The organism is Streptomyces halobius (assembly GCF_023277745.1).
Classification (GTDB): Bacteria; Actinomycetota; Actinomycetes; order Streptomycetales; family Streptomycetaceae; genus Streptomyces; species Streptomyces halobius.
The window spans coordinates 8,517,873-8,538,257 of the sequence record NZ_CP086322.1 but is presented as its reverse complement, the minus strand read 5'-3'; the positions used below and the strand labels follow the sequence as shown (position 1 = coordinate 8,538,257).

Genomic DNA, 20,385 nt, shown 5'->3' with positions numbered 1-20,385 from the left:
CTGGGCGCGTCGTGGCAGCGGGCGAGCGGCCGGCCGCCTCGCCATCCTGATTCGCTCCAGCTCTCCTGAATGATCCGACGGGCCCCCTCTTCGGCGGACCAGGACCGTTCGGCCCTCGATAGGGGCTTCTGGGCCCCATCCCGCCGGCGTGCCGCCGTGTCACGTTGAAGGCGACGCCGGAAGGAGAGCACGGAGCCGGAGAGCGGTGATGACCATGCGGGCGCACATCGGCGATCAGCTCGTCGTCGAAAGCCCGGCAACGGGCGCGACCAGGCGGGACGGCAAAATCGTCGGAGTCCGTCACGACGACGGAACGCCGCCCTATGACGTGCGCTGGTCGGATACGAACGACGTGACGCTCGTGTATCCGGGACCCGACGCACATATCCACCACATCGAGCACCGGCCCCACGGCGAACGCGCCGAGGCGAAGACGCCCGGGTCCGAGGAGCCGTCCCACCGGGGGCTCGATCCCGGTGACATCGGCCGACGCGCGGCCCATGAACGCAGGCGGCAGCGGCTCACCCGCGCGGAGGTGGCCGAACGCGCGGGCATGGCGACGGCCTATCTGACGTACCTCGAAGAGCGGCCGGCCAACCCGAACCTCGCCACGCTCACGGCGCTCGCCGACGCCCTCGGGACGTCGGTGGCCCGGCTGCGCGGCGGCGGGGCCGATCTGCCGCCCGGCGAGGGCAAGGCCGCCGACCGCGCCGAGCTACGGGAGCTGGGTCCCGACGAGTGCCGGGAGCGGCTCGGCACGCACGGTGTGGGGCGCGTCGCCGTGTCGAGGCCGGACGGGCTGGCGGTGATCCCGGTGAATTACGAGATCGTCGACGACGCCATCGCCTTCCGGACCGCACCCGGCACCGTTCCGGCGGCGGCCGTGGGTTCCGAGGTCGCGTTCGAGGTCGACCACGTGGACGAGGCCATGAGCCAGGGGTGGAGCGTGCTCGTCCACGGTCCGGCGCGAGCCGTCACCGAGCCCGACGCGATGCGACGACTCTCCGAGCGAGCACCCTCCAAGCCCTGGGCAGGCGGCGAGCACCCGCTCTGGGTGCTGATCGAACCCGAGCGCCTGACGGGGCGACGTATCCTCACCGACTGATCCGTGGGTGAGAGCCGAGGGAGGCTCCCAAGACCGCACCGAGCACCCGGTCGCCGGAGTCCACCACCGGCAGACCGCCGATCCGGTGCACCGCGAGCAGCTTGGCGATCTCCTTGAACGGCGTCTGCGCGATCATCGTGACCACGTCGTCGGCCATCAGTCGGCCGACTCGGCTGTGCTGCATGTGCCGGCTCCTCCCGGTCCTTCTCCCGCGGTGGTCTCCGGCCAGTCGGTGGTTTCCGGCTCAGTGGGCCGTCTCCAGCTCAGTCGTGCGGGATGACGGCGACCGGGGCCGGGCAGTGGTGCAGGACGGCATGGGCGATGTGACCGGTGCGGGGCGGCCCGGCCCATGAACGGCGGCTCCGGCGGCCGATGATGACCAGCCCGGCGTCGGCCCCGGCATCCGCCAGGAAGTGCGCGGGCTCCCCCATCACACAGTGCTCGGTGACGTCGATACCGGGGTACTTCTCCCGCCACGGCAGCAGCACGGTCCGCAGCCCTTCGGTCTCCTGTTCCGCCAGGTCGTCCCGCAGGCTCGGCTCCCCGGTGACGCCGTAGAGGAAGTAGGCCGGCGGTTTCCACCCGCGGATCACCCGTAGTGGGGCCGCGCGGAGCGCCGTGGTCTCGAAGGCGAACCGGATCACTTCGTCGCAGGGGCGGCTCAGGTCCAGGCCCAGGACGACCGGACGGTAGGCCATCGCGGTCGGCGGCCGGCCGTCCGTCGCGGGCAAGTACTCGTCGGCGGCGGTCGTTTCGGCCCGTACGAGAACGACCGGCTGCTCGGTGTGGGCGACGGCGGACATCGCGACGGATCCGAGGAAGAACCCGGCCAGGGCGCCGAAGCCCGCGGTGCCGAGGGCCAGCAGCTCGGCTTCCGTGGCCACCTCGCACAGCACCTCCGGGGGCGGGCCCGTGAGGTGGTCCGCGGTGATCTCCAGGCCCGGGTAGCGGTTGCGCAGTTCCGCGGCGGCCTCGCGCGGCACGCGCTCCGACCACGGCCGGGGGGCGTCCGTGCCCGCGAGTGGTGCGTACGTGTAGGGCTGCCACTCCCAGGCGTACACGAGCCGAAGGGGCAGCTCCCGGCACAGCGCCTCACGGGCACCCCAGTCCGCGGCGACCAAGGCGGCGGGCGAGCCGTCGAGGCCGACGGCCACGGGGCGGGTCATGGTGCGCCTCCAGCGAGAGCTGTTCCACGCTCCTTGAGGGGGAGCTGTTCAACGTTCGCTTCCACGGTTGCCGGGCCGGCACGGTCCCGGCGATGGGCCGCAGGGCCCCCTTCGCGGGCCGATCGGCCCCTGTCCCGGGCCGTCGGGGGGCTCCACGCTGAAGCTGTCACACCAGCGGTGGGACGGCGGCCCGTACTGAGGAGGCGTCATGGGGCACACACCGCGCGTCGTCAGCGATGTGATGACACGGACCGTGGTCGCGGTCGGCCGGGAGGCCCGGTTCAAGGAGATCGTCGAGACCATGCAGCAGTGGAAGGTGAGCGCCCTGCCGGTCCTGGAGGGCGAGGGGCGGGTGATCGGTGTGGTCTCCGAAGCCGACCTGCTGCCCAAGGAGGAGTTCCGGGAGTCCGATCCGGACCGTCTGGAACAACTGCGGCGCCTCGACGACACGCGTAAGGCCGGCGCTCTGACGGCCGGGGAACTCATGAGCACGCCCGCCTTCACCGTTCACGCCGATGCCACCCTCGCCCAGGCGGCGCGGACCATGGCACACGAGTCGGTGAAGCGGCTTCCGGTGGTGGACGCGGGCGGGATGCTCCAGGGCATCGTCAGCCGCGCCGATCTGCTGAAGGTCTTCCTCCGGTCCGATGAAGAGCTCGCGGAGGAGATCCGCACGGACATCGTCCGCCATGTGTTCACGGTGTCCCACGAGGATCTGCAGGTCAGCGTCGTCGACGGGGTGGCCACGCTCAGCGGCCGCCTCCGCGACAACTCGCTCATCCCCCTGGTGGCACGCCTGATACGGGCCGTCGAGGGGGTCGTGGACGTCACCTTCGACGTCACCGGCCCGGCTTCGGCCGGCTCCCGAACGGGGAACGCGCCGTCACCGGACGCTGCGGGGTGGCCGTGACGACGTCACTCGGCCCCTGAGCCTCCCGTTGTGGCTCCGTGCAGAATCCCATCACGCGCTCGTCCCCGGCCCGGTTGTACCAACTCCGGTCGAACAGCACGATTTCGCCGGCCGCGGGCAGACGGTGCGCAGGGCGCGGGGCGGCCGTCGCCGCCCTGCTCTTCCGCCATGCGATGACGTGACGAAGAATCCCCTGGCCCAGGCCGAGCGTCAGGGCCGAACGAGGCTGCGGGCACCGGCAGCCGTGGCGGCACGCACGCCCGTGTCGTGTGGTGGCGCGGATGTCCGGCACAAGGGCCGGTCCGGACCCAGAGCTGGCTGGTTGGGCCCATTTCCCGGGACACCGTGGGTGTGACCGTGTGAAGTGACCGTGTGAGGTGACCGCACCAGCGGAGGCAGCAGTGAGCAACAACGGGATCGAAGTGTCGTACCTGGACGGGAAGTCGTACCGGATCCGGGTGCGCGGGCACGAGCCGGTCGTCGATCAGCCGGTCGACGCGGGACGGCCCGAACCGCCCATACGGCCAGGGACCACCGGCCCTACCTCCGGTCGGGCGGCGCGCGCACGGTGAGGACATGGACCGACAGGACGGATTCCGGGAACTGGACCGGCAGGAGTGCCTGCGTCTCCTGTCGCTGGTGCCCATTGGGCGCATCGTGTATACGCACGACGCCCTGCCCGCTGTGCTGCCGGTCAACTTCTCCCTGGACCGCGACCACTCCGTGGTCCTGCGCACCTCGGCCGTCTCGCGGATGGCACACGCCGTCGACGGCGCCGTCGTGGCCTTCGAGGCGGACTGGTTCGACGAGGCCGCGCACACCGGATGGAGCGTGATCGTGACGGGAAGGGCCACCGTCGTCACCGATCCGACGGAACAGGAACGGCTGCGTGCGGTCGGCCTCCGCTCATGGATGGCCATGACGGAGGAAGCCTTCATCCGGATCCCTTCCGAGCTGGTCTCCGGGCGCATGCTGCGGGGGCACTGGCACGGAGGGGACGAGCGGGGCACGCCGCCCCTGGCCGGCGTGGTGTGAAGGACCGGCGACGACCGGGACCTCATCCCGGGGGTCATCCGGCCCATGCCGGGCACACGGTGCGTGCGCGACGGTGGAGGGGATGGGCCCCGCACCGACCGGAGGCACGCGACAGACGACGGCGACCGACGACGGCAGAGGCATGGAGCAGACCAGACAGACCAGACCAGGAGGCATGGCATGAACACCATCGAGCGCCGGAAGTTCCCCTTCATGGCCCGCCGCCCGGACGTGGCGGAGTGGTTCGAGGGATTCCCCTTCGGCCTTCCCTTCGCCCCGGAAACCCACCCCATCCGGATCGAGGAGTCCCAGATGGGCGACGCCTATGTCGTCAAGGCCGAACTCCCCGGGGTGGACCCCGACAAGGACGTGGAGATCACTCTGGACCGGACCGGGCTGCTCACCATCCACGCCGAGCGCGCCGAGGAGGAGAGGGACAAGGAGCGCACCGAATTCCGCTACGGCTCCTTCACGCGCAGTGTCACCCTGCCCGAGGGGGTCAAGGAAGAAGACATCTCCGCGAGCTACGACAAGGGCATCCTGACCGTGACGGCCCCACTCGGTGAACGCACGACCACCACGCGGCGGATCGAGGTCAGGAAGCCGAGCTGAACCGCGCGCCCCGGCGGGGCCGGGGCCGCGCCGGCGGTGCTGTGGGCCGCGGGCACCAGGCCCACTGCCCCGTGACGGCCCCCGCGATAGCCGCCCCTGGCACGCACCGCACGGAGAGCTGGGCCCCGTGGGCCACGGGATGCCGACAGGGCCCTATGCCGGGCCAGGGCCGGTGATCTCTGCTGAAAGCGACGAGGAAGAGTTCGGGCACTTCGTCGAGGTGATCTGCGCGGCTCCCTGACGCGAAGGGCACGCGGCTCGACGCGACGTCACCCGGACTGCGGTGACCTTGTACCCAGGGCAGGACGTGACCGTGTCCGCGTGGTCCGAGGTCTCTCCGCTCGCCGGGAAGCCGAACGCCGAGAAGACCTGACCGGGGTTCATGTCCCCGCTGACCCGGGCGAGAAGCCGGGCTGGCCGTGGCGGCCGGCCATTTCGCGCTACCGGGAACCCGGCGCCGCCGCGCCCCCGCAGCCCCGACGCGGCCACCGCTGCCCGCACCTCATCAGGGGGGTGTGCGGCCACCGTCCGCGGCCCCACCTGCCAGGCGGGTTCCCCGGACACCACATGCAGCCCCATACCCCCGGCCGTCCGGAAAAGGTCCGCATGGGACAAGGCCGCACGGGCCTGTTGGCCCTTCCTCGACGCGGCAGCCGCGCCGGAAGCTGGACAGTGGTCGCGGCGGCGGCCCGGAGGAGGTGCGCCCGATGTCCTGTGTGATCGCCGGTCTGGACGGGTCACCGGAGAGCACCGCCGCCGCCGGATGGGCGGCACGGGAGGCGCTGCTGCGTGAGGTGCCGCTACGCCTCGTGCACGCGGACGAGTGGCCGGCCTGGGCGTTCGTACCGGCGGCCACTCCCCATGTGCGGGACGACCGGGCCCTCGGGCTGCTGGCCAAGATCGCGGCAGAGCTGCGGCGGGAGCACCCGTCCCTGGAGATCAGCACACGGCGGCTGTGGGGGCCGCCCGCCGCCGCCCTGTCCGTCGAAGCCGCCGACGCCGATCTGCTGGTGCTCGGCTCGCGCGGGCTGAGCGGCATCATGGGCTTCCTCCTCGGGTCGGTCGGCATGGCGACCATCACGGCCACCGAGCGGCCGGTCGTGCTGGTGCGTATGCCGAAGCAGCCGGGCGAGCACACCGCGGCCGCCGCCCCGCCCGCACCCTCCCGCGACGTGGTCGTGGGCGTGGACATCCACCACCCCTGCGACGCTCTCCTGGCCTTCGCCTTCGACGAGGCCGCACGGCGCGACTGCGCCCTCCGCGCCGTGTACGGCTGGTCGCTGCCGCCGGTCGCCCGCACGGCCCCCGCGCTCGCCAGCTGCCGGAGCTGGAGCTGGAGGAGCAACTGCTCGGCTTCTGCAGTGGTGACGACGGCAGCGACGACGCGAACGCGATGTTCATCGAGTCCGCTTCGGCCTATCTGGGCGAGACGCTGATCGAGGAGGCGGGCGGACGCTGGGACTGGGACTGGGACGAGAACGCCGGAACCGACGGGCTGCCCGTCGTGTGTCCGGACCCCGTCCTCGGCCTCGATCCGGTCGTTCCGCTGCTCATCGTCGGTCAGGCACTCAAGGAGTACACGGGGAAGGTCTTCGCCACGGCGGCGCGCCTGCTGCGCAAGGCGGTCAGGGACCGGGCAGCAGGAGCATCCGGAGTGGTGGCCGCAGCGGGTGCCGACACCGTGGGTCGGCTACCTACAGATTCTCCGGGCCTGCCGCGAGCCGGACCGCTGGCGGAACGCGCGCATGATCGACTACCTCGACTGGTGGGCCGAGGAAGCCGGCGGCCGCAACCGCTGGAACTTCACCCTCAAGTCCCTGGACACCATGGAGGCGCTGCTGCGCGAGAACTTCCGGACGGTCGAGGACTACGACCGGGTCGCGCACGAACCCTTCTGGATCATGGCCGCCTGGTATGTCGGCCAGCACGTCGTCGAGATCAAGGACGCCCTGTGGCAGTACCGCGCCGTCAACCCCGATGCCCCGCCCGGGACGTGGCACGCCGAGGACTGCTACTGGACCGGGAGCGTCTTCGTCAGCCAGCGGCTTCGCTACGACGGTCACGCCGAGCATCCCGCCGAGATGCTGCGTGACGTCATCGCCGGAGAGAGTCTGCGCGAGGTGGTGGACCGCTTTCCGGACCGTCGGCCGGAGGGTGAGTACGTCCGGGGGGAGCCGGCCTGGCCCGAGGTGCTGGAGGTGTTGGCCCCGCCCGGAACACCTGGAGACGCCGGCCCTGCCGCCCCTCACGGTCGAGGAGTTGACGGAGCTGGAGGAGGCGGACGACTTGGAGGGGCCGGACTGGACGGACAACCATCGCCTGAACACCTGGCTCGCCGAACGGCGGGCGGCCTTCCCTGCTTGGGGCAGGGAAACCAGCGGCGGAACCGCCGAGTGGGACTTCTCCCCCGAGTCCCTCGACCGGCTCGAAGACCTGGTGCGTGGGGTGTTCCGCACCTACGAGGAGATCTCGGCCGCGCAGGACGAGCCGTTCCTGGTGGGCGCGGCCTGGTACTTCGGGGAGGTCCAGGTCAGGCAGTGCGGCGCCGTGTGGAGGTGGTGCCCACAGCCCTCCGAGGAGCCCGACAACCCGTACGACGTCCCGATGGTGCAGGGGCCCGAACGCGTTCCGGACGAGGACGAGGACGAGTATGACGACTGCTGGGAGGACGACGACCATCTCCACGTCTGCAACCCGATGAGCACCCTGTGCGGGCTGTACCTGCGCGCGCCGAACGAGGAGGAGAGACTGCGGGACGCCTTGAAGGCGTACACCTGGCCTGCGCATGCAGCCCGGAGGGTGAATTCCGTTTGGAGTTCGTCCAGGCCAGGACTCCAGACAGAATCGGCGATCGCGATTCTTGCGTGAAGGAATCCACGTGAGTTTCAAATCCGCTCAGGAATCGTCCACATAAGTAGCCGGCCCCAACTTCGTCGCGTTAACCTGTTCTTCACTACGGAAGCGCGACGCCGTGCTACATTCCCTCGCTTTGAGCGATTGATTCGCGCCAACCCTGCCGATTTCCGCAGGCCGACAGTCCGGAAGAATTCTGGGAGTTGTTGCGGACGGGGACGGACGCGGTCGGCACCGTTCCCCCGGGCCGCTGGGGTCCCGGCGATTTCGTGGATCCCGATCCGGCCGTGTCCGACAGGACCTCCCTCGGCAAGGGCCATATCGAGACGGTCTCTTCACGCAAGTCCGACGGTTCGCCGAAGATGATCGGCGTCAGGGTCACCGAATCCGCGGCGAATTCGCTGCCCACGGCCCCCGGCGCACGACGGGAACACCTGCTTCGACGAGAGCGGCGACGGCAAGGTCGACCCCCACACGGAGTGCGGCGGCGGTCATGAGCGCGTCCTGTGGTTCCCGCGGATCAAGGACTGCCCTTCCAGTGGATGATGTTCAACCGGCAGACGATCGGGCACGGCCCGGAGCATGTCTTCGACAAACCGCCGGGTGCGGCCGGACGCATGGGCAACCACATCGCCGACCCACGACACCGGACTGGAGCCCGCCCACCTCCTCCAGCACCCCGGTCCCCGGCGTCAAGCAGGACCACTGACACCTGTCGACATACGGGAAAGTGCCTTCTGGCCTGGGTCGACAGGGCTTACCCAAAACGTCTGTCAAACCAGCGGAAAGGCACTTTTCCACGTAACGCTGTGACGGCAGCCCGGTGCCGGCGGCCCCGTGACGGCACGTGCGCTGGTCGCGGTGTCAGCGGGGGGTGATGGCGATGCCTTCGGGCTCGTGCCCGGCCGGCAGAGTGAGGCGGACGCGCCGCTCGCCGGGGTCGATCACCGAGACGCTGTCGGATGCCTCGTTGGTCACCCATACCCGCCCGCCGTCCGGGGTGACCGCGACACCCTGCGGCTTGACGCCGACGTGGATGCGGGCGACGACGCGACGGGTGGGGATGTCGATGATCAGCAGACAGTTCCGGCCCGAATCGGCGACGTAAAGGCGTCTGCCGTCGGGACTGACCGCGTTGCCGAGCGGCGCCCGGCCGCCCGGCAGGGTGCCCACCACGGTGTTCTTGTCGGTGTCGATGACCGACACGGTGCCGGAACCGGTATTGGAGACATAGACCCGGTGGCCGGAGGGCGACGAACTGATCCCGCTGGGGAAGTCGCCCACCCGGATGTCCCGGACCGCGTGACCGTGCGGGTCGAGCACGGTCACCGCGCGATCGCCGTTGTCGGTCACGTAGGCGCTGCCGTCCGGCACCGTGGTGATGCTGTGCGGCAGCTGCCCCACCGGCACCGTGGCGATCACGTCGTGGGACCGGACGCTGATGACCGAGACCGAGTCCGAGCCGAAGTTGGCCACCAGCACATGGCGGCCGTCGCGGGTCGGCACCGCCGAGAAGGGCCGGTGCTCGACCGGCACCGTGGCCGTGGGCAGCCGGTTGGTGGTGTTGATGAAGGTGACGGTATCGGAACGGCTGTTGGCGACGTAAACCTCGTCACCGTCCGGAGAAGCCCCTACTCCGGACGGGCCACGGCCCACTTGGGCGGCGCCGACCCGGCGGTCCAGCGTCGTGTCGTAGATCGAGACGGTCGACGATCCGCTGTTGGCCACATAGGCGCTGATACGCATGGGATAGCGGGCCATGGGGCTGTGGGCGCGGGACGGCGGTGAGCCGGCGGCGGTCAGTAGGCAAGGCAGCAGCAATGCGGCGGCGGCCGAGCTCCAACGGAGGCGACGGCTGCGGCGGGAGCGTGGCGGTGGGCTCGGACGGTGCCGGTCCGACGCCTTGCCGGTCGGGGCGCCGGCCGGGCGAAATCGGTGCATAGCAGGTGCCTCCTGAATAGTTGTGATTACTACGGGTTCCACAAGAGCAGGCATCTCGGGGTCCCGCAGGTGGGCTACCGGCCAGCCAGCCCTCGCCCGTGCCCCGGGAGAGTGAACCCTCGGGGTCGCTGCCGTCGTGGCGGTCGGCATATGCACCCGGATACTGCCCCTCCTGGCGGCCGGAGCCGTTCGGGCGGCGCTCGCTGCCGCGCCACCCGAACGGCGCAGGGAGCACGCGGCCGCCCTCGCCGGGTCCGGGTCCAGGTGCGGGTCCGGGGCCGGGTCCGGCGAGGGCGGCCAGGTCTCTCGTGTGCGTATGAGGTGCGGTTCAGAGGAAGCTGACGTTCTGGGCGAGCGCGAGCCGGCCGGAGTAGTTGACGGTGTTGGTGGCCGAGCGCATGTACGCCCGCCAGGCGTCGGAGCCGGATTCGCGGCCGCCGCCGGTCTCCTTCTCGCCGCCGAAGGCGCCGCCGATCTCGGCGCCGGAGGTGCCGATGTTGACATTGGTGATGCCGCAGTCGGAGCCCTCCGCGGACAGGAACAGCTCCGCCTCCTGCTGGTCGCGGGTGAAGATGCTGGAGGAGAGGCCCTGTGGGACGTCGTTGTGCAGGGCGATCGCCTCGTCGAGGGTGTCGTAGGTCAGGACGTACAGGATCGGGGCGAAGGTCTCCTCCCGGACGACGTCGGTCTGTTCGTCGACGCGCACGATGACCGGCTCGACGTACGCGGCCCGGGGCGCGGCGTCGGCCAGCCGCTGGTTGCCGCCCGCCAGGACCTTGCCGCCCTGGGCCCGAGCGCGGGTCAGGGCGTCCTGCATGCCGTCGAGGGCCGTGGTGGAAATGAGCGGGCCGACGAGGGTGGTCTCGTCGAAGGGGTCGCCGATGGGGAGCTTGTGGTAGGCGGCGGTCAGGCGCTGGATGAGGGTGTCGGCGATGTCGCGGTGGACGATCAGGCGGCGCAGGGTCGTACAGCGCTGGCCCGCGGTGCCCGCCGCGGCGAAGACGATGCTCTGGACGGCGAGGTCGAGGTCGGCGGAGGGGGCGACGACGGCGGCGTTGTTGCCGCCGAGCTCCAGCAGGCTGCGGCCGAAGCGGGCCGCGACACGCGGCCCTACCTCGCGGCCCATGCGGGTCGACCCGGTGGCGCTGACGAGCGCGACGCGGGGGTCGTCCACGAGCTTCTCGCCGACGGTGCGGTCGCCCAGCAGCAGACGGTGCACGTCGCGGGGCGCGTCGACGTCCTCGGCGGCCCGGTCCAGCAGCCGGTCACAGGCCAGCGAGATCAGCGGGGTGAGTGCGGAGGGCTTCCAGATCACCGTGTCGCCGCAGGCCAGGGCTACCGCGGTGTTCCACGACCACACGGCGGCGGGGAAGTTGAACGCGGAGATGACGCCGACCACGCCGAGCGGGTGCCAGGTCTCGGCGAGGCGGTGGCCGGGGCGCTCGGAGGCGATCGTGCGGCCGTAGAGCTGGCGGGACAGTCCCACCGCGAAGTCGCAGATATCGATCATTTCCTGGACCTCACCGAGCGCCTCGGAGCGGATCTTGCCCGCTTCGACGGTGACGAGGTCGGCGAGGTCACTCTTGTGGTCGCGCAGCAGCTCGCCCAGGCGGCGTACGAGTTCGCCCCGGCGCGGGGCAGGCGTGCTGCGCCAGGTGAGGAAAGCCCGGCGGGTGGCGGTGAGGGCGGCCTCGGTGTCGGCGGCGGTGGCGGCCGCCAGGCCGAAAAGGTGCTCGCCGGTGATGGGGGTGCGGGCCTGGAAGTCGGGGCCGTCCGGGACGGTGACGCCGATGCGCTCCAGGCCGGCGCGGGCGCGGGCCCGCAGGTCCTCGGTGGTGGGCAGGGTGGTGGTCATGCGGCTCCTTGCGGGGTGCGGCGGGTCAGCTGAGGGCGCCGTCGAGTTCCAGCTCTCGGGCGACCTGCGCGAGGGAGTGGTTCTGCTGCTGCTCGTACAGGGCGTAGGGGTCCAGGACGTCGCGGCCGATGGCGCCGGAGAGCCATCCGGCGTCGTAGGAGGCGCCCTCCCGGTCGTTGTTGCGGAAGCCCTCGCCGCTGAGGTTGGACTGGAAGATGCCGGCCGCGGAGCGGGGCAGGAAGTCCTCGTAGACGATGGGCTCGGCGCGCGCCCAGCCCTGTTCCACCAGCTCGGTGATGCTGGTGGGCGGGTGGTTTCCGTCCCGCGGCCGGTCGGGTGCCACGTGGTAGGTGAAGTAGCCCAGGCCCCGGGCGGCGAGCTCCTGTTCGGTGTGGGGCATGTGCTGTTCCCACACGGTGCGGGCGAGGTCGCTCCGGTCTCCGGGGTGGCGGGCCGCCTGCTCGTCGACGAGGGCGAGCAGCTGGTCGTAGCGGGCGCGGCCGTCGCGGGTGAGGGCGATGCCGCGTGCCTCGACCTCGCCGAAGCGCACCCGTAGGGCGCCGCTGATGACGCTGCCGTCCGGGGTGCGCAGGGCGCGTGCCTCGGCGAGGGCCCGGAAGGAGGTCTGGCGCAGCAGCACGTCGGGGCCCTGGCAGCCGGGAGGCCCTTGAATGGTGTCGATCATCTCGATACCGCGCTCGGTCATCCGCCGGTAGAGCTCGTCGATGTCCAGCACGCGTGGCGTGAGGTGGTTGATGTGCGTGCTGCGTACGCCGCCGATGTCCGCGGCGACGGCGGAGACCCGCTCCAGGGTTTCGTACCAGGCCTTGTCGACCGGCTCGGGAGACAGTTCAAAGGCGTGCACGGCAAGTTGGAGGAACCGCTCGGCATCCTCCTCGGGCAGTTCCCGCTCGGCCTCCGCACGGTCGGCCAGTTCGAGCAGCTCCGGCGGGAACAGTTCACGGCCGGCGAGGAAGGTCTCCAGGCGTGCGCGCAGTTCGTCGTCGAAGAACCGGGGGTCGGCGGGGGTGAGCATGGAGGTGAAGACACGGAAGGGATTGCGCGCGAGTTCCGTGCCGTCGACGGGACGGAAGGCCGTCGAGATGACCGGGATCGCGCTGGCGGCGGCCTCGCGCAGGTCGTAGAAGCCGACCGGGTGCATGCCGAGGGCGCCGAAGACGCGCGCGACCTGCTGCAGTTCCTGGGGAGTACCGACCCGGATGGCGCCGTGGCGTTCGGCGGTCACCCGGCCGATGGACCCCAGACGTTCGGCGTCGGCGCCCCGCGCACGCAGGACGTCCTCGTTGACCTCGCGCGAGACGTCCACGAGCGTGGTGTAGGCGGGGACTTCGTGTCCGTACATGTCCGAGAGCCGCTGCGCGAAGGCGGCACGCAGTTGCCACTGGCTGGTCATCGGTTCGCTCTTCCTTCCGGTCCGGGAGGTTCACACCACATGGGCTTCGGGACGGGACTCGGCTCCGGTCCGGAAGCGGTCGGCGCTCAGCGGAGCGATGTCGACGAACGGTGTCCGGTCCAGGCAGAGATCACGAACGATTTCACCGACCGCCGGCGCCTGCAGGAAGCCATGCCCGGAAAACCCGGTGGCGTACAGGAAGTTGACCGGTTCGCCCGAGCGGCCTATCAGCGCGTTGTGGTCCGGGGTGACCTCGTAGAGTCCGGCCCAGCCGCCGGTCGTCCCCATGTCCGCCAGAGCGGGTGCGCGGTGGCGTACGACCTCGCGGAACAGCTCCAGCCATTCCGGGGTCCAGGTGGTGTCGAAGCCCTCCGGCTGGTCGGGATCGGCCAGGCCGAACAGCAGCCCGTCGTCGCTGTTGTGGAAGTACGCCGACGACGAGAAGTCAATGGTGAACGGGATACGAGGGGCGGGCGGCGCGAGCGGGACGGTGAAGGCCAGTTGGCGTCGCACCGGCCGTACCGGGAGGTGGACGCCGGCCATGTCGCCGATCCGGGCCGACCGGGCGCCGGCGGTGCAGATGACCGTGCCGCAGGCGATGCGGCCGTGATCGGTGTGCACGACCGTCGCCCGGTCACCGGACGTGTCGATGCCGGTGACCGCCGTACCGGTCGCGAAGGCGACACCCTCCTGCGCCGCGCGGCGCGCATAGCCGTGGACGACCAGTCCCGGACGGGCATGACCGTCGGTGGGCGAGAACGCGGCGGCCACGAGTCCGTCGGTACTGAGGTAGGGACACCGTCGCTGTGCCTCGCGGGGGCTGATCATGCGGCTGGGGACGCCATGGTCGTTCTGGAGACGGACGCCGCGCTCGAAGTCCGCCGACTGGCGGTCGCTGGTGAGCAGGAAGAGATAGCCGACGGTGGCCAGCTCGATGCCGGCGCCGGGGCGGCGGGGGAAGTCCTGGAAGGCACGCAGGCTCCGGCTGCCCGGCTCGATGTTGAGCGGGTCGGAGAACTGCGCCCGCACCCCGCCGATCGGCTTGCCCGAGCTGCCGCAGCCCAGCTCTCCGCGCTCGACGACCACGATGTTCCGGACTCCGGCCTCGGCCAGGTGGAACGCCGTACTGACGCCCATCACGCCGCCCCCGATGATCACGACATCGGCCGTCGGCGGAACGGTGCGGAAGGCTGATGAGGAAGACAAGAGGCGATCCCTTCCAGAGGCCGACGCCGACGCCGCCGAGACGTCCGTCCGGACGGCCCGGCGGACGGGGGCGTGGCTCGGGCTGTCAGTGGGTGACGATGCCGCTCAGCTGTCTCCACTATCGCCGCTGTCTCCGGCTGTCGTGGCCCGCTTCGTGATGTCCTGCAGCGTGCGCCTGAGGGCGTCGGTCCCCTTGCGCATGTCATCGAGGGACTGGAGGAAGAGCGCCGAGAGCTCGGCGTCCGTCGCGTGCTGGTTGGCCCTGCCCGGGACCATCGCCTCCTGGCAGCTTCGGGCCCCTCGGTCCAGCAGTCTCAGCGCTTCCGACCATGACTCCCGCAGGCCCCGGTCGGGGACGGGGAAGTAGCTCCGTGCCGCGTCGACCCGCTTGCCCAAGGTCCCGCAGACGCGGTGGAACGCCTTCTCGTCCGGCTGGACCAGCCCGTCTTTGTTCGGCTTCTGGCGGGCGGCGTTCAGGAGCTCGAAGTCGACCGCCCTGACGGCGTCGTTGATCCGCCGCACACGCGCCTGTCCGCCCTTGCTGAGCCAGTACGCGGCCTGCCACTCACGGATCTTCGCCGCCCGCGCCCTCGGCGGGGAGCTGATCAGCCCGGTCAGGTCCCGGATCTCCCCTGGCCGGACGTTCGGGGATGGCGCGGCGGACATCGCGTTCGCCTGCATCAGTACGGTGAGCAGCACGGCGGGCAGGGCCAGGACGAGGACCGTACCGACGTCCAGGAGCACCGGCCGCCGACGGGAGGTGATCGCCGGCGCCGGGATTCCGGCCCCGTCCGCCGTCGGCAGTCCGCGCAAGCGGCGCAGCGCCCATGCCGCCCCCGCACCGACGAGGGCGGCGCACGCCGCGCCCAAGGGGGCGTGGAAAAGCGTGAGCCCGATGACCCTTTCACTCGTGTCCAGGCCGAGTTCGGGCTGCCAGGAGCAACGACCGCCGATGACGTTCAGCGGACCGAAGCAGCCGTCGGCCGAGACGAGCAGCAACATCCCGCCGTACGCCATCAGTTGGACCACCTGCGAGGCGATCAGCGCACGCAGCAGCCAGTGCCGCCGGGAGAAGGCCGCGACGAGTGCGGCCGTCAGCAGACAGGCCGCCAGTACGGTCACGACCAGCCACCACATCTGGACGGTCTGGAAGGCGCCGAGCCGCTCCGCCGGCGTCGTCGGCCGCCCCGCGTGCAGGGCGTACGAGGCAACGGCCAGGCCCGCCCAGGACACCGCACCGCCCGCCAGGCCGGCCTGGAGAGTCCTGCGCAGGCGGAGACCTGCGCCGCCCGCGCGCACACGCACGAGCAGCAGCTGGACGAGCAGCGGTAGCAGCCACATCGCGAGCGCCGCGGCACCGATCAGGCCGTTCCTGTGCAGGGGTGAGAGCAAGGGGATGCCTGTGGTCATCGCCGACAGGTCGACGTCGTAGTCGTGCCAGGGGCCCGGTGCCGCCTCGACGTAGGTGCGCAGCGCCCCGCCCAGGTCGGCGCCCCCCATGGCGTGGGGCCAGCCGCCGAGTTGCCACCAGCGCAGCCCGCCCCACAGCACGATCAGGGTCACCACGGCGCAGATCGGTGCCGCCGCCCTCCGCTGCCATCGCTTCGGGAGGCCGAGCGCGAGGCGTACGGACTGTGCCCACCACACCGCGGGCACGGCGCCGATGAGCAGGAAGACCAGCAGATAGGCGGGTTTCGACAGCAGCCAGTCGACGCCGTACTGCCCGCTGTTCACCAACTCCCCCACCAGCAGACCACAGCCGAGCCACAGGCCCGGGAGCACGCCGGACTCCGGATGCCCCGCCGCCGTACGCGAGGTCCGTACGATCGAGAGGCCCAGGGCGGCACAGAGCACCGGAGCCACGAGCGCGGTGGTGAGCCAGGCGGTGCCCGGCCCCCCGGACAGGCCGGGAACCGCCGCCCAGATCAGAAGCGATGCCGATGCGCCGGTCAGGAACATCGCCAGCGGGCTCACCCGGAAGAGCCCCGCGGTATCGGCGAGCACACGCCGGCGTTCCGCCCATCCGGGATGTGTCCGCAGCAGCGACGTGACACGGTGCAGCAAGGGTTCCACGCTGTCCGACGGGGCCGAGGGGTTCCAGCCGGCGGCCGTCGCACCCCACGCCACCGCCTGTACGTCGGCGTGCAGTTCACGCCGGCGCAGGAGGTCGGCGCGGGCCAGATGGACCAGGGCGACCAGCAGGAGCCCGGAGAGCACGGAGTACGTGATCATGGACGCGGTCCCCGGCCAGTAGGGCGAACCGGTGCTGCCGGACAGGCCGATGGCGAGGACCCTGCCGTTCTGGAAGAGGTACGGCAGCAGGGCGAGGAGCACGAAGACCCGCCACAGCGCCGTGCTGGCGTAGGCGAAGTCCACGTCGCGGTGGTGCACATGGGCGAGTTCATGAAGGACGACGGCGCGGAAGCCCTCGGGGTCGGTTCCGCGCCGGGCGAGCAGGCCCGCGTGCAGGCATACGGTGTACCGCCCGGTGCGGCCGTATGCGCTGGCGCCGGAGGTCATCCGGGCCGGATCGACGCGGAAGCGGAGCTGCGAGCGGATTCCGGTGCGCTCGCGGAGCGCGGCCAGTTCGGCCGCCAGCGCTCCGTCCGCGTCCACGGCCTCGACCGGCAGGGTCTTGCGCCACCGGTCGCGCACACTCGGCGTCAGCCGGTACACGAGCCCGGCGAGGGCGAGCAGCACGAGCGTCGCGACCATGCCCTCCAGGAACGGCACGCCCGGCGCGCTGGAGAGGCACTCCCGCAGCGGCTCCATACGGCTGATACTCGCCAGGAGTTTGTCCAGATCGTCTCCGCCGGGGTCGACCCCGGCGGCGAGCAGACAGCCCACCGGACCTTGCATGACGCGCCCGGGACTGAAGGCGGTCATGAGCACGGAGTCGAGCATGGCGATGCTCGATGCCGTGACGACGACCATCAGGAGCGCGAAGCGGGCTCCGGTTCCTGTGACACCCGTGGCTCCGGGGGCGAGCCTCATGAGCCGGTGCCGGGCCGACCAGGTCCCTCGCCCTGTCCCTCGCCTTGACCGTATCCCTGCCCCTCGCTCTGCCCGTCCCCCTGCGTCTCGCCCCGTCCGCCCCCGTGTCCCTCGCCCTCGTCGTGGGCCGTCGTCGCCAGCCGCGCCACGACGCCGTCCGCCAGGGCCTCGGCCTCCCGGCGGTCGATACCCCGCTCGGTGGCGCGCTCCAGGATGTGCGTGCGGACCAGCGCCAGCTCGTCGCGTGCCAGTTCGATCAGCACCCGGTCCGGTGTCCCGGGAGCGCGGCGCAGCAGTCTGCGCAGCCTCGTCCGCCCTCGTCTCATCAGACGCTCGGTGGCCGCGTCGACCCCGCGTCTGGCCGCCTGGTCGAGGACGAGCCAGACCACCGGGGTGACCAGGGCGGCCGCCTCGGCGTAGCCGAAGCCGAGCGGTTCGCGGCGCCGCCCGCGGCGGGCGAGGGTGCGGATCACCCGGTCGTCGTCGAACTGCCGCAGGCTGTCGACGAGCGGCAGCTCGTGCGCCGCATGCTCCGCCACCACATCGCGTACCACATCGCGTACCTGCACCATCAGCAACCCCCCTGTGTGCCAAGCGTGTTGAGAGTATGGCAGCACGCCGCACCGCGGGCGGAAGCGGGAAGACCGGTGCGGCTACTCGAACCGCGCGGTGTCGCCCGCCCCTCGGCGAACGATCTCCGGTCCGCCGCCGGAGAAGTCGATGACCGTGGTCGGCTCGGTGCCGCAGTCGCCCGAGTCGACCACGGCGTCCACCACGTGGTCGAGCCGTTCCTTGATCTCCCAGCCCTGCGTCAGCGGCTCGTCCTCGTCGGGCAGGAGCAGGGTGCTGGAGAGCATCGGCTCGCCGAGGTCGGCGAGCAGCGCCTGGGCGACGGGATGGTCGGGAATCCGGACTCCGACCGTCTTCTTCTTCGGGTGCAGCAGCCGGCGCGGCACCTCCCGCGTCGCCGGGAGGATGAAGGTGTAACTGCCGGGCGTCGCCGCCTTGACCGCGCGGAACACGTCGTTGTCGATGTGGACGAACTGGCCCAGCTGCGCGAAGTTCTGGCACACGAGGGTGAAGTGGTGACGATCATCGAGATTGCGGATCGACCGGATCCGGCCGATGCCGTCACGGCTGCCCAGCTGGCATCCCAGGGCGAAACAGGAATCCGTCGGATACACGACGAGCGCGCCGGAGCGGATGCTGTCAGCGACATTGCTGATGGTGCGCCGCTGAGGATTCTCTGGGTGCACGTCGAGGTACTTCGCCATCCGCCGATTCTAGGTGATCGGGACATGGTGCCGGACGTGGCTCGGGCCATCACTCGGGCGGCGGGTCAGCGGGGCGCGGACACCCGAACGGCGTAACGGCCGGTGCCCGGAGCGCACTCCACGAGCGGTTCACCCAGCGATCCACGTAGCGGTGCACGAAGCGGTTCACTCCGTAGTCCACCCGGTGGTCCGCTCCGCGGTTCACAGCGCCACGATCACCGCGTAGGCGATGAAGAATGCCGCGCAGAGGAGGACGATGATGCCGATGATGATGAGGGGCGCCTTGGCCCACCCGCGCGAGAGGTCTTCACGGGGGCCGGTTTCGGAACCCGTGCCGTCCTCACCTGGTGGAGTTTCCCCAGGTGGCACGCCGCCAGGAATGACATGAGGAGTTTCGTCGCTGTCCGGATCCGGGCTTTTTCTGTCCATATCGGCAGCTTGATAGGGATCAGTCGACGCCGCAATCCAAGCGGCGAACCCACGAGGTCCGGTGGCCCTCACCCACAGCACTGCTCCACGTCTCCCGGGCCGTCGGAGGTCTCGCCGGCTCGCCGCGCGCCGGCAGCTCGGCCGGCCGGCGAAGAGGTCACGTGGGTGGGACGGCGTGGATTCACCCCGGTCACGATGCATGCCAGGAGCGCAACGGCCGATGACGCCATCGGATCCACACGAGGCCCGCCGGAGGGCCCCAGATCATCGTTCACGCCGCCTTTCTACCCTTGCCGAGTCGCCGACGCGGCCCCGGCTCGCTGATCGCACGGCGGCGATTTCGACGCGGCTTCACGCCGGCCGGGCGGGGCGCCGGATACCTGACGCGGCTCCTGCGCCGGTGATATCCCCGTTCGGGTCCTTGATCGCCTCGATGACCAAGGCCGGGACCTTCTTCAGCGTCGCCGGGTCGACGGGCTGCTTGGTGGTGATGGTGACGGCCTCGTCCCAGTCGGGGCGGGCGGCGAGCTGGTGGGCGAGGTGGATCTCGTCCCCTTCGCCGAAGACCGGACAGGTGAGGTAGTCGGGATAGGGCATGCTACCGAGCTTGCGGAACGAGAGGACGTCTTCCTTCCTGCACGACACCGTGGTCTCGGTGGTCGTCATCTTCTGGAAGTCGCGCGTTCGTCCTCCTTGACAACGACCCCGCTCCAGAATGACCCCGAACTCCTTGCCGTTCTTCAGCTCCGGGAGTTCGACGTGGTGCGGATACTTCAGGGAGTAGAAGACCTGCTCTTTCTCGTACTTCTTGAGGTCCTCCAGGTACGAACTCCTGGGCGGTCGGCGATCATCTGACGGCGCTGGTCGTTGGATTGGACGCCCGTCAAGCCCCGCAGCCATACCGCCCGGTTCTCGAACGCCTTCTCCCTGGCGCTGTCGTCGCCGGTCGGCTTTTTGTTGACGGTGGTGAAGTCCGCCATCTTGAGTACGTGGTTGGGCATCTGGGCGGGCCAGAACGTGGGCGGATAAGGGCTGTAGCGGGGGCCGAGATTGGCCCGTACCTCGTAGCCGGAGCGGCAGCTCGCCGTGTCGCACTGCCAGGGGGCGGCCATCCAGCGGGTGAGGTCGCCCGGCCCCCTGCGCGTACAGGGGACCGTCCTTGCTGTGCACCCTTTCGTGGGTGAGCACATCGCCGTATTCGGGTTCGGGGTTCTCCTTGGTGCGGTGCAGGATGCGGAACGGCTCGGCGTACATGGTCTTGTGCCGCATCGGCCAGGTGACCTCGCACCCCGGGTGGAACGCGTCGGCGGCGCAGTTCTCCAGCGCGCCCCGGTCCAGCAGGCCCGGCTGTTCGGTGATGGGCGCCTCGTCCACGTCCCGGTACCCCTCGCGGGGCGGGCCGGGCGTGAAGTGGCCCTCGGCCCAGAGGGCCAGCATGTGGTCCTGGGTGGCGAAGCCGTGGTTGACCCACTGCAGATCGCAGAACCGGCGGAGAATCGGTTCGATGTCGTCCGGGTACGAGACCGTCGGCTCCAGTTTCAGGGTCTTCTCGGTGACGAAGACGTCGTAGAGCAGGTCGTAGAGGACGCGG

At 70.7% G+C, this 20,385-nt stretch carries 20 protein-coding genes and 2 pseudogenes; 8 read left to right on the top strand and 14 right to left on the bottom strand.

The window, feature by feature from the left end; translation table 11 throughout:
- The first annotated feature begins 214 nt into the window (after window positions 1–214).
- Entirely contained in the window at window positions 215–1,105 is an 891-nt protein-coding gene (locus K9S39_RS38760) for a DUF1918 domain-containing protein (protein ID WP_248869172.1), read from the top strand.
- On the opposite strand, the gene K9S39_RS38755 is transcribed toward K9S39_RS38760, so the two are convergent.
- Together K9S39_RS38755 and K9S39_RS38750 are read right to left on the bottom strand one after the other, a co-directional pair.
- Window positions 1,095–1,289, bottom strand: coding sequence for a CBS domain-containing protein (locus tag K9S39_RS38755; RefSeq protein ID WP_248867973.1), 195 nt, complete (start codon window positions 1,287–1,289; stop codon window positions 1,095–1,097). The two genes, K9S39_RS38760 and K9S39_RS38755, sit on opposite strands and share 11 nt — an antisense overlap.
- 79 nt (window positions 1,290–1,368) lie before the next feature.
- Window positions 1,369–2,271: a universal stress protein gene (locus K9S39_RS38750; RefSeq protein ID WP_248867972.1), complete on the bottom strand. Its 903-nt coding sequence runs from the start codon at window positions 2,269–2,271 to the stop codon at window positions 1,369–1,371.
- A 208-nt stretch (window positions 2,272–2,479) separates the two neighbouring features.
- On the opposite strand from K9S39_RS38750, the gene K9S39_RS38745 reads away from it, so the two are divergent.
- The gene (locus K9S39_RS38745; protein WP_248867971.1) at window positions 2,480–3,181 is read left to right on the top strand and encodes a CBS domain-containing protein; all 702 of its coding nucleotides are present in this window, start codon (window positions 2,480–2,482) and stop codon (window positions 3,179–3,181) included.
- A gap of 28 nt (window positions 3,182–3,209) precedes the next feature.
- Here K9S39_RS38745 and K9S39_RS38740 read toward each other — a convergent pair.
- Window positions 3,210–3,305 (bottom strand): annotated as a pseudogene (locus K9S39_RS38740) (polyphosphate kinase 2); the annotation flags it as partial.
- Window positions 3,306–3,582: 277 nt separating this feature from the next.
- Between K9S39_RS38740 and K9S39_RS38735 the strand changes: the two are divergent.
- From K9S39_RS38735 to K9S39_RS38720, 4 genes are all read left to right on the top strand, one after another.
- Complete coding sequence (locus K9S39_RS38735) at window positions 3,583–3,753, top strand: hypothetical protein (protein WP_248867970.1); 171 nt, start codon at window positions 3,583–3,585, stop codon at window positions 3,751–3,753.
- Between the two features lie 4 nt (window positions 3,754–3,757).
- Window positions 3,758–4,216, top strand: coding sequence for a pyridoxamine 5'-phosphate oxidase family protein (locus K9S39_RS38730; protein WP_248867969.1), 459 nt, complete (start codon window positions 3,758–3,760; stop codon window positions 4,214–4,216).
- A 180-nt stretch (window positions 4,217–4,396) separates the two neighbouring features.
- Window positions 4,397–4,828, top strand: coding sequence for an Hsp20/alpha crystallin family protein (locus K9S39_RS38725; protein ID WP_248867968.1), 432 nt, complete (start codon window positions 4,397–4,399; stop codon window positions 4,826–4,828).
- A 707-nt stretch (window positions 4,829–5,535) separates the two neighbouring features.
- On the top strand, window positions 5,536–6,264 hold the full coding sequence (locus K9S39_RS38720) for a universal stress protein (protein ID WP_248867967.1): 729 nt from the start codon (window positions 5,536–5,538) through the stop codon (window positions 6,262–6,264).
- Between the two features lie 258 nt (window positions 6,265–6,522).
- On the opposite strand, the gene K9S39_RS38715 is transcribed toward K9S39_RS38720, so the two are convergent.
- On the bottom strand, window positions 6,523–6,891 hold the full coding sequence (locus K9S39_RS38715; protein ID WP_248867966.1) for a hypothetical protein: 369 nt from the start codon (window positions 6,889–6,891) through the stop codon (window positions 6,523–6,525).
- A gap of 196 nt (window positions 6,892–7,087) precedes the next feature.
- Here K9S39_RS38715 and K9S39_RS38710 point away from each other — a divergent pair, with 196 nt between their 5' ends.
- Both K9S39_RS38710 and K9S39_RS43210 read left to right on the top strand, forming a co-directional pair.
- Complete coding sequence (locus tag K9S39_RS38710) at window positions 7,088–7,696, top strand: hypothetical protein (protein WP_248867965.1); 609 nt, start codon at window positions 7,088–7,090, stop codon at window positions 7,694–7,696.
- Window positions 7,697–7,824: 128 nt separating this feature from the next.
- A complete protein-coding gene (locus K9S39_RS43210; RefSeq protein ID WP_406708188.1) occupies window positions 7,825–8,178 on the top strand; it encodes a beta-ketoacyl synthase N-terminal-like domain-containing protein in 354 nt (117 codons plus the stop codon).
- 367 nt (window positions 8,179–8,545) lie between these two features.
- On the opposite strand, the gene K9S39_RS38705 is transcribed toward K9S39_RS43210, so the two are convergent.
- The 10 genes and pseudogenes from K9S39_RS38705 to K9S39_RS42565 all read right to left on the bottom strand — a co-directional run.
- A complete protein-coding gene (locus K9S39_RS38705; protein ID WP_248867964.1) occupies window positions 8,546–9,442 on the bottom strand; it encodes a YVTN family beta-propeller repeat protein in 897 nt (298 codons plus the stop codon).
- Between the two features lie 508 nt (window positions 9,443–9,950).
- Window positions 9,951–11,477, bottom strand: a complete 1,527-nt coding sequence (gene amaB / locus K9S39_RS38700; protein ID WP_248867963.1) for an L-piperidine-6-carboxylate dehydrogenase — start codon at window positions 11,475–11,477, stop codon at window positions 9,951–9,953.
- 25 nt (window positions 11,478–11,502) lie between these two features.
- Window positions 11,503–12,891 (bottom strand): 2-oxoadipate dioxygenase/decarboxylase, encoded by a 1,389-nt coding sequence (gene hglS, locus K9S39_RS38695; protein WP_248867962.1) that lies wholly within the window; start codon window positions 12,889–12,891, stop codon window positions 11,503–11,505.
- Between the two features lie 30 nt (window positions 12,892–12,921).
- Entirely contained in the window at window positions 12,922–14,097 is a 1,176-nt protein-coding gene (locus tag K9S39_RS38690) for an NAD(P)/FAD-dependent oxidoreductase (protein WP_248867961.1), read from the bottom strand.
- Window positions 14,098–14,202: 105 nt separating this feature from the next.
- Entirely contained in the window at window positions 14,203–17,091 is a 2,889-nt protein-coding gene (locus K9S39_RS38685; protein ID WP_248867960.1) for a M48 family metalloprotease, read from the bottom strand.
- Window positions 17,088–17,663, bottom strand: a complete 576-nt coding sequence (locus K9S39_RS38680) for a hypothetical protein (protein WP_248867959.1) — start codon at window positions 17,661–17,663, stop codon at window positions 17,088–17,090. The genes K9S39_RS38685 and K9S39_RS38680 overlap by 4 nt, the downstream gene beginning before the upstream one ends.
- An 81-nt stretch (window positions 17,664–17,744) precedes the next feature.
- A complete protein-coding gene (locus K9S39_RS38675; protein WP_248867958.1) occupies window positions 17,745–18,365 on the bottom strand; it encodes an L-threonylcarbamoyladenylate synthase in 621 nt (206 codons plus the stop codon).
- 201 nt (window positions 18,366–18,566) lie between these two features.
- A complete protein-coding gene (locus tag K9S39_RS38670) occupies window positions 18,567–18,866 on the bottom strand; it encodes a DUF6480 family protein (protein ID WP_319949616.1) in 300 nt (99 codons plus the stop codon).
- Window positions 18,867–19,567: 701 nt separating this feature from the next.
- On the bottom strand, window positions 19,568–19,984 hold the full coding sequence (locus K9S39_RS42570) for a LodA/GoxA family CTQ-dependent oxidase (RefSeq protein WP_319949651.1): 417 nt from the start codon (window positions 19,982–19,984) through the stop codon (window positions 19,568–19,570).
- Between the two features lie 52 nt (window positions 19,985–20,036).
- A pseudogene (locus K9S39_RS42565) lies at window positions 20,037–20,231 on the bottom strand (LodA/GoxA family CTQ-dependent oxidase); the annotation flags it as partial.
- Window positions 20,232–20,385: the final 154 nt, after the last annotated feature.

What these genes read in the sequence shown, in the direction of transcription:
- K9S39_RS38760 (WP_248869172.1), top strand. Translation starts at nt 215, where the DNA reads ATGCGGGCGCACATCGGCGATCAGCTCGTCGTCGAAAGCCCGGCAACG.
- K9S39_RS38755 (WP_248867973.1), bottom strand. Translation starts at nt 1,289, where the DNA reads ATGCAGCACAGCCGAGTCGGCCGACTGATGGCCGACGACGTGGTCACG.
- K9S39_RS38750 (WP_248867972.1), bottom strand. Translation starts at nt 2,271, where the DNA reads ATGACCCGCCCCGTGGCCGTCGGCCTCGACGGCTCGCCCGCCGCCTTG.
- K9S39_RS38745 (WP_248867971.1), top strand. Translation starts at nt 2,480, where the DNA reads ATGGGGCACACACCGCGCGTCGTCAGCGATGTGATGACACGGACCGTG.
- K9S39_RS38730 (WP_248867969.1), top strand. Translation starts at nt 3,758, where the DNA reads ATGGACCGACAGGACGGATTCCGGGAACTGGACCGGCAGGAGTGCCTG.
- K9S39_RS38725 (WP_248867968.1), top strand. Translation starts at nt 4,397, where the DNA reads ATGAACACCATCGAGCGCCGGAAGTTCCCCTTCATGGCCCGCCGCCCG.
- K9S39_RS38720 (WP_248867967.1), top strand. Translation starts at nt 5,536, where the DNA reads ATGTCCTGTGTGATCGCCGGTCTGGACGGGTCACCGGAGAGCACCGCC.
- K9S39_RS38705 (WP_248867964.1), bottom strand. Translation starts at nt 9,442, where the DNA reads ATGGCCCGCTATCCCATGCGTATCAGCGCCTATGTGGCCAACAGCGGA.
- amaB (WP_248867963.1), bottom strand. Translation starts at nt 11,477, where the DNA reads ATGACCACCACCCTGCCCACCACCGAGGACCTGCGGGCCCGCGCCCGC.
- hglS (WP_248867962.1), bottom strand. Translation starts at nt 12,891, where the DNA reads ATGACCAGCCAGTGGCAACTGCGTGCCGCCTTCGCGCAGCGGCTCTCG.
- K9S39_RS38685 (WP_248867960.1), bottom strand. Translation starts at nt 17,091, where the DNA reads ATGAGGCTCGCCCCCGGAGCCACGGGTGTCACAGGAACCGGAGCCCGC.
- K9S39_RS38680 (WP_248867959.1), bottom strand. Translation starts at nt 17,663, where the DNA reads ATGGTGCAGGTACGCGATGTGGTACGCGATGTGGTGGCGGAGCATGCG.
- K9S39_RS38675 (WP_248867958.1), bottom strand. Translation starts at nt 18,365, where the DNA reads ATGGCGAAGTACCTCGACGTGCACCCAGAGAATCCTCAGCGGCGCACC.
- K9S39_RS42570 (WP_319949651.1), bottom strand. Translation starts at nt 19,984, where the DNA reads ATGTGCTCACCCACGAAAGGGTGCACAGCAAGGACGGTCCCCTGTACG.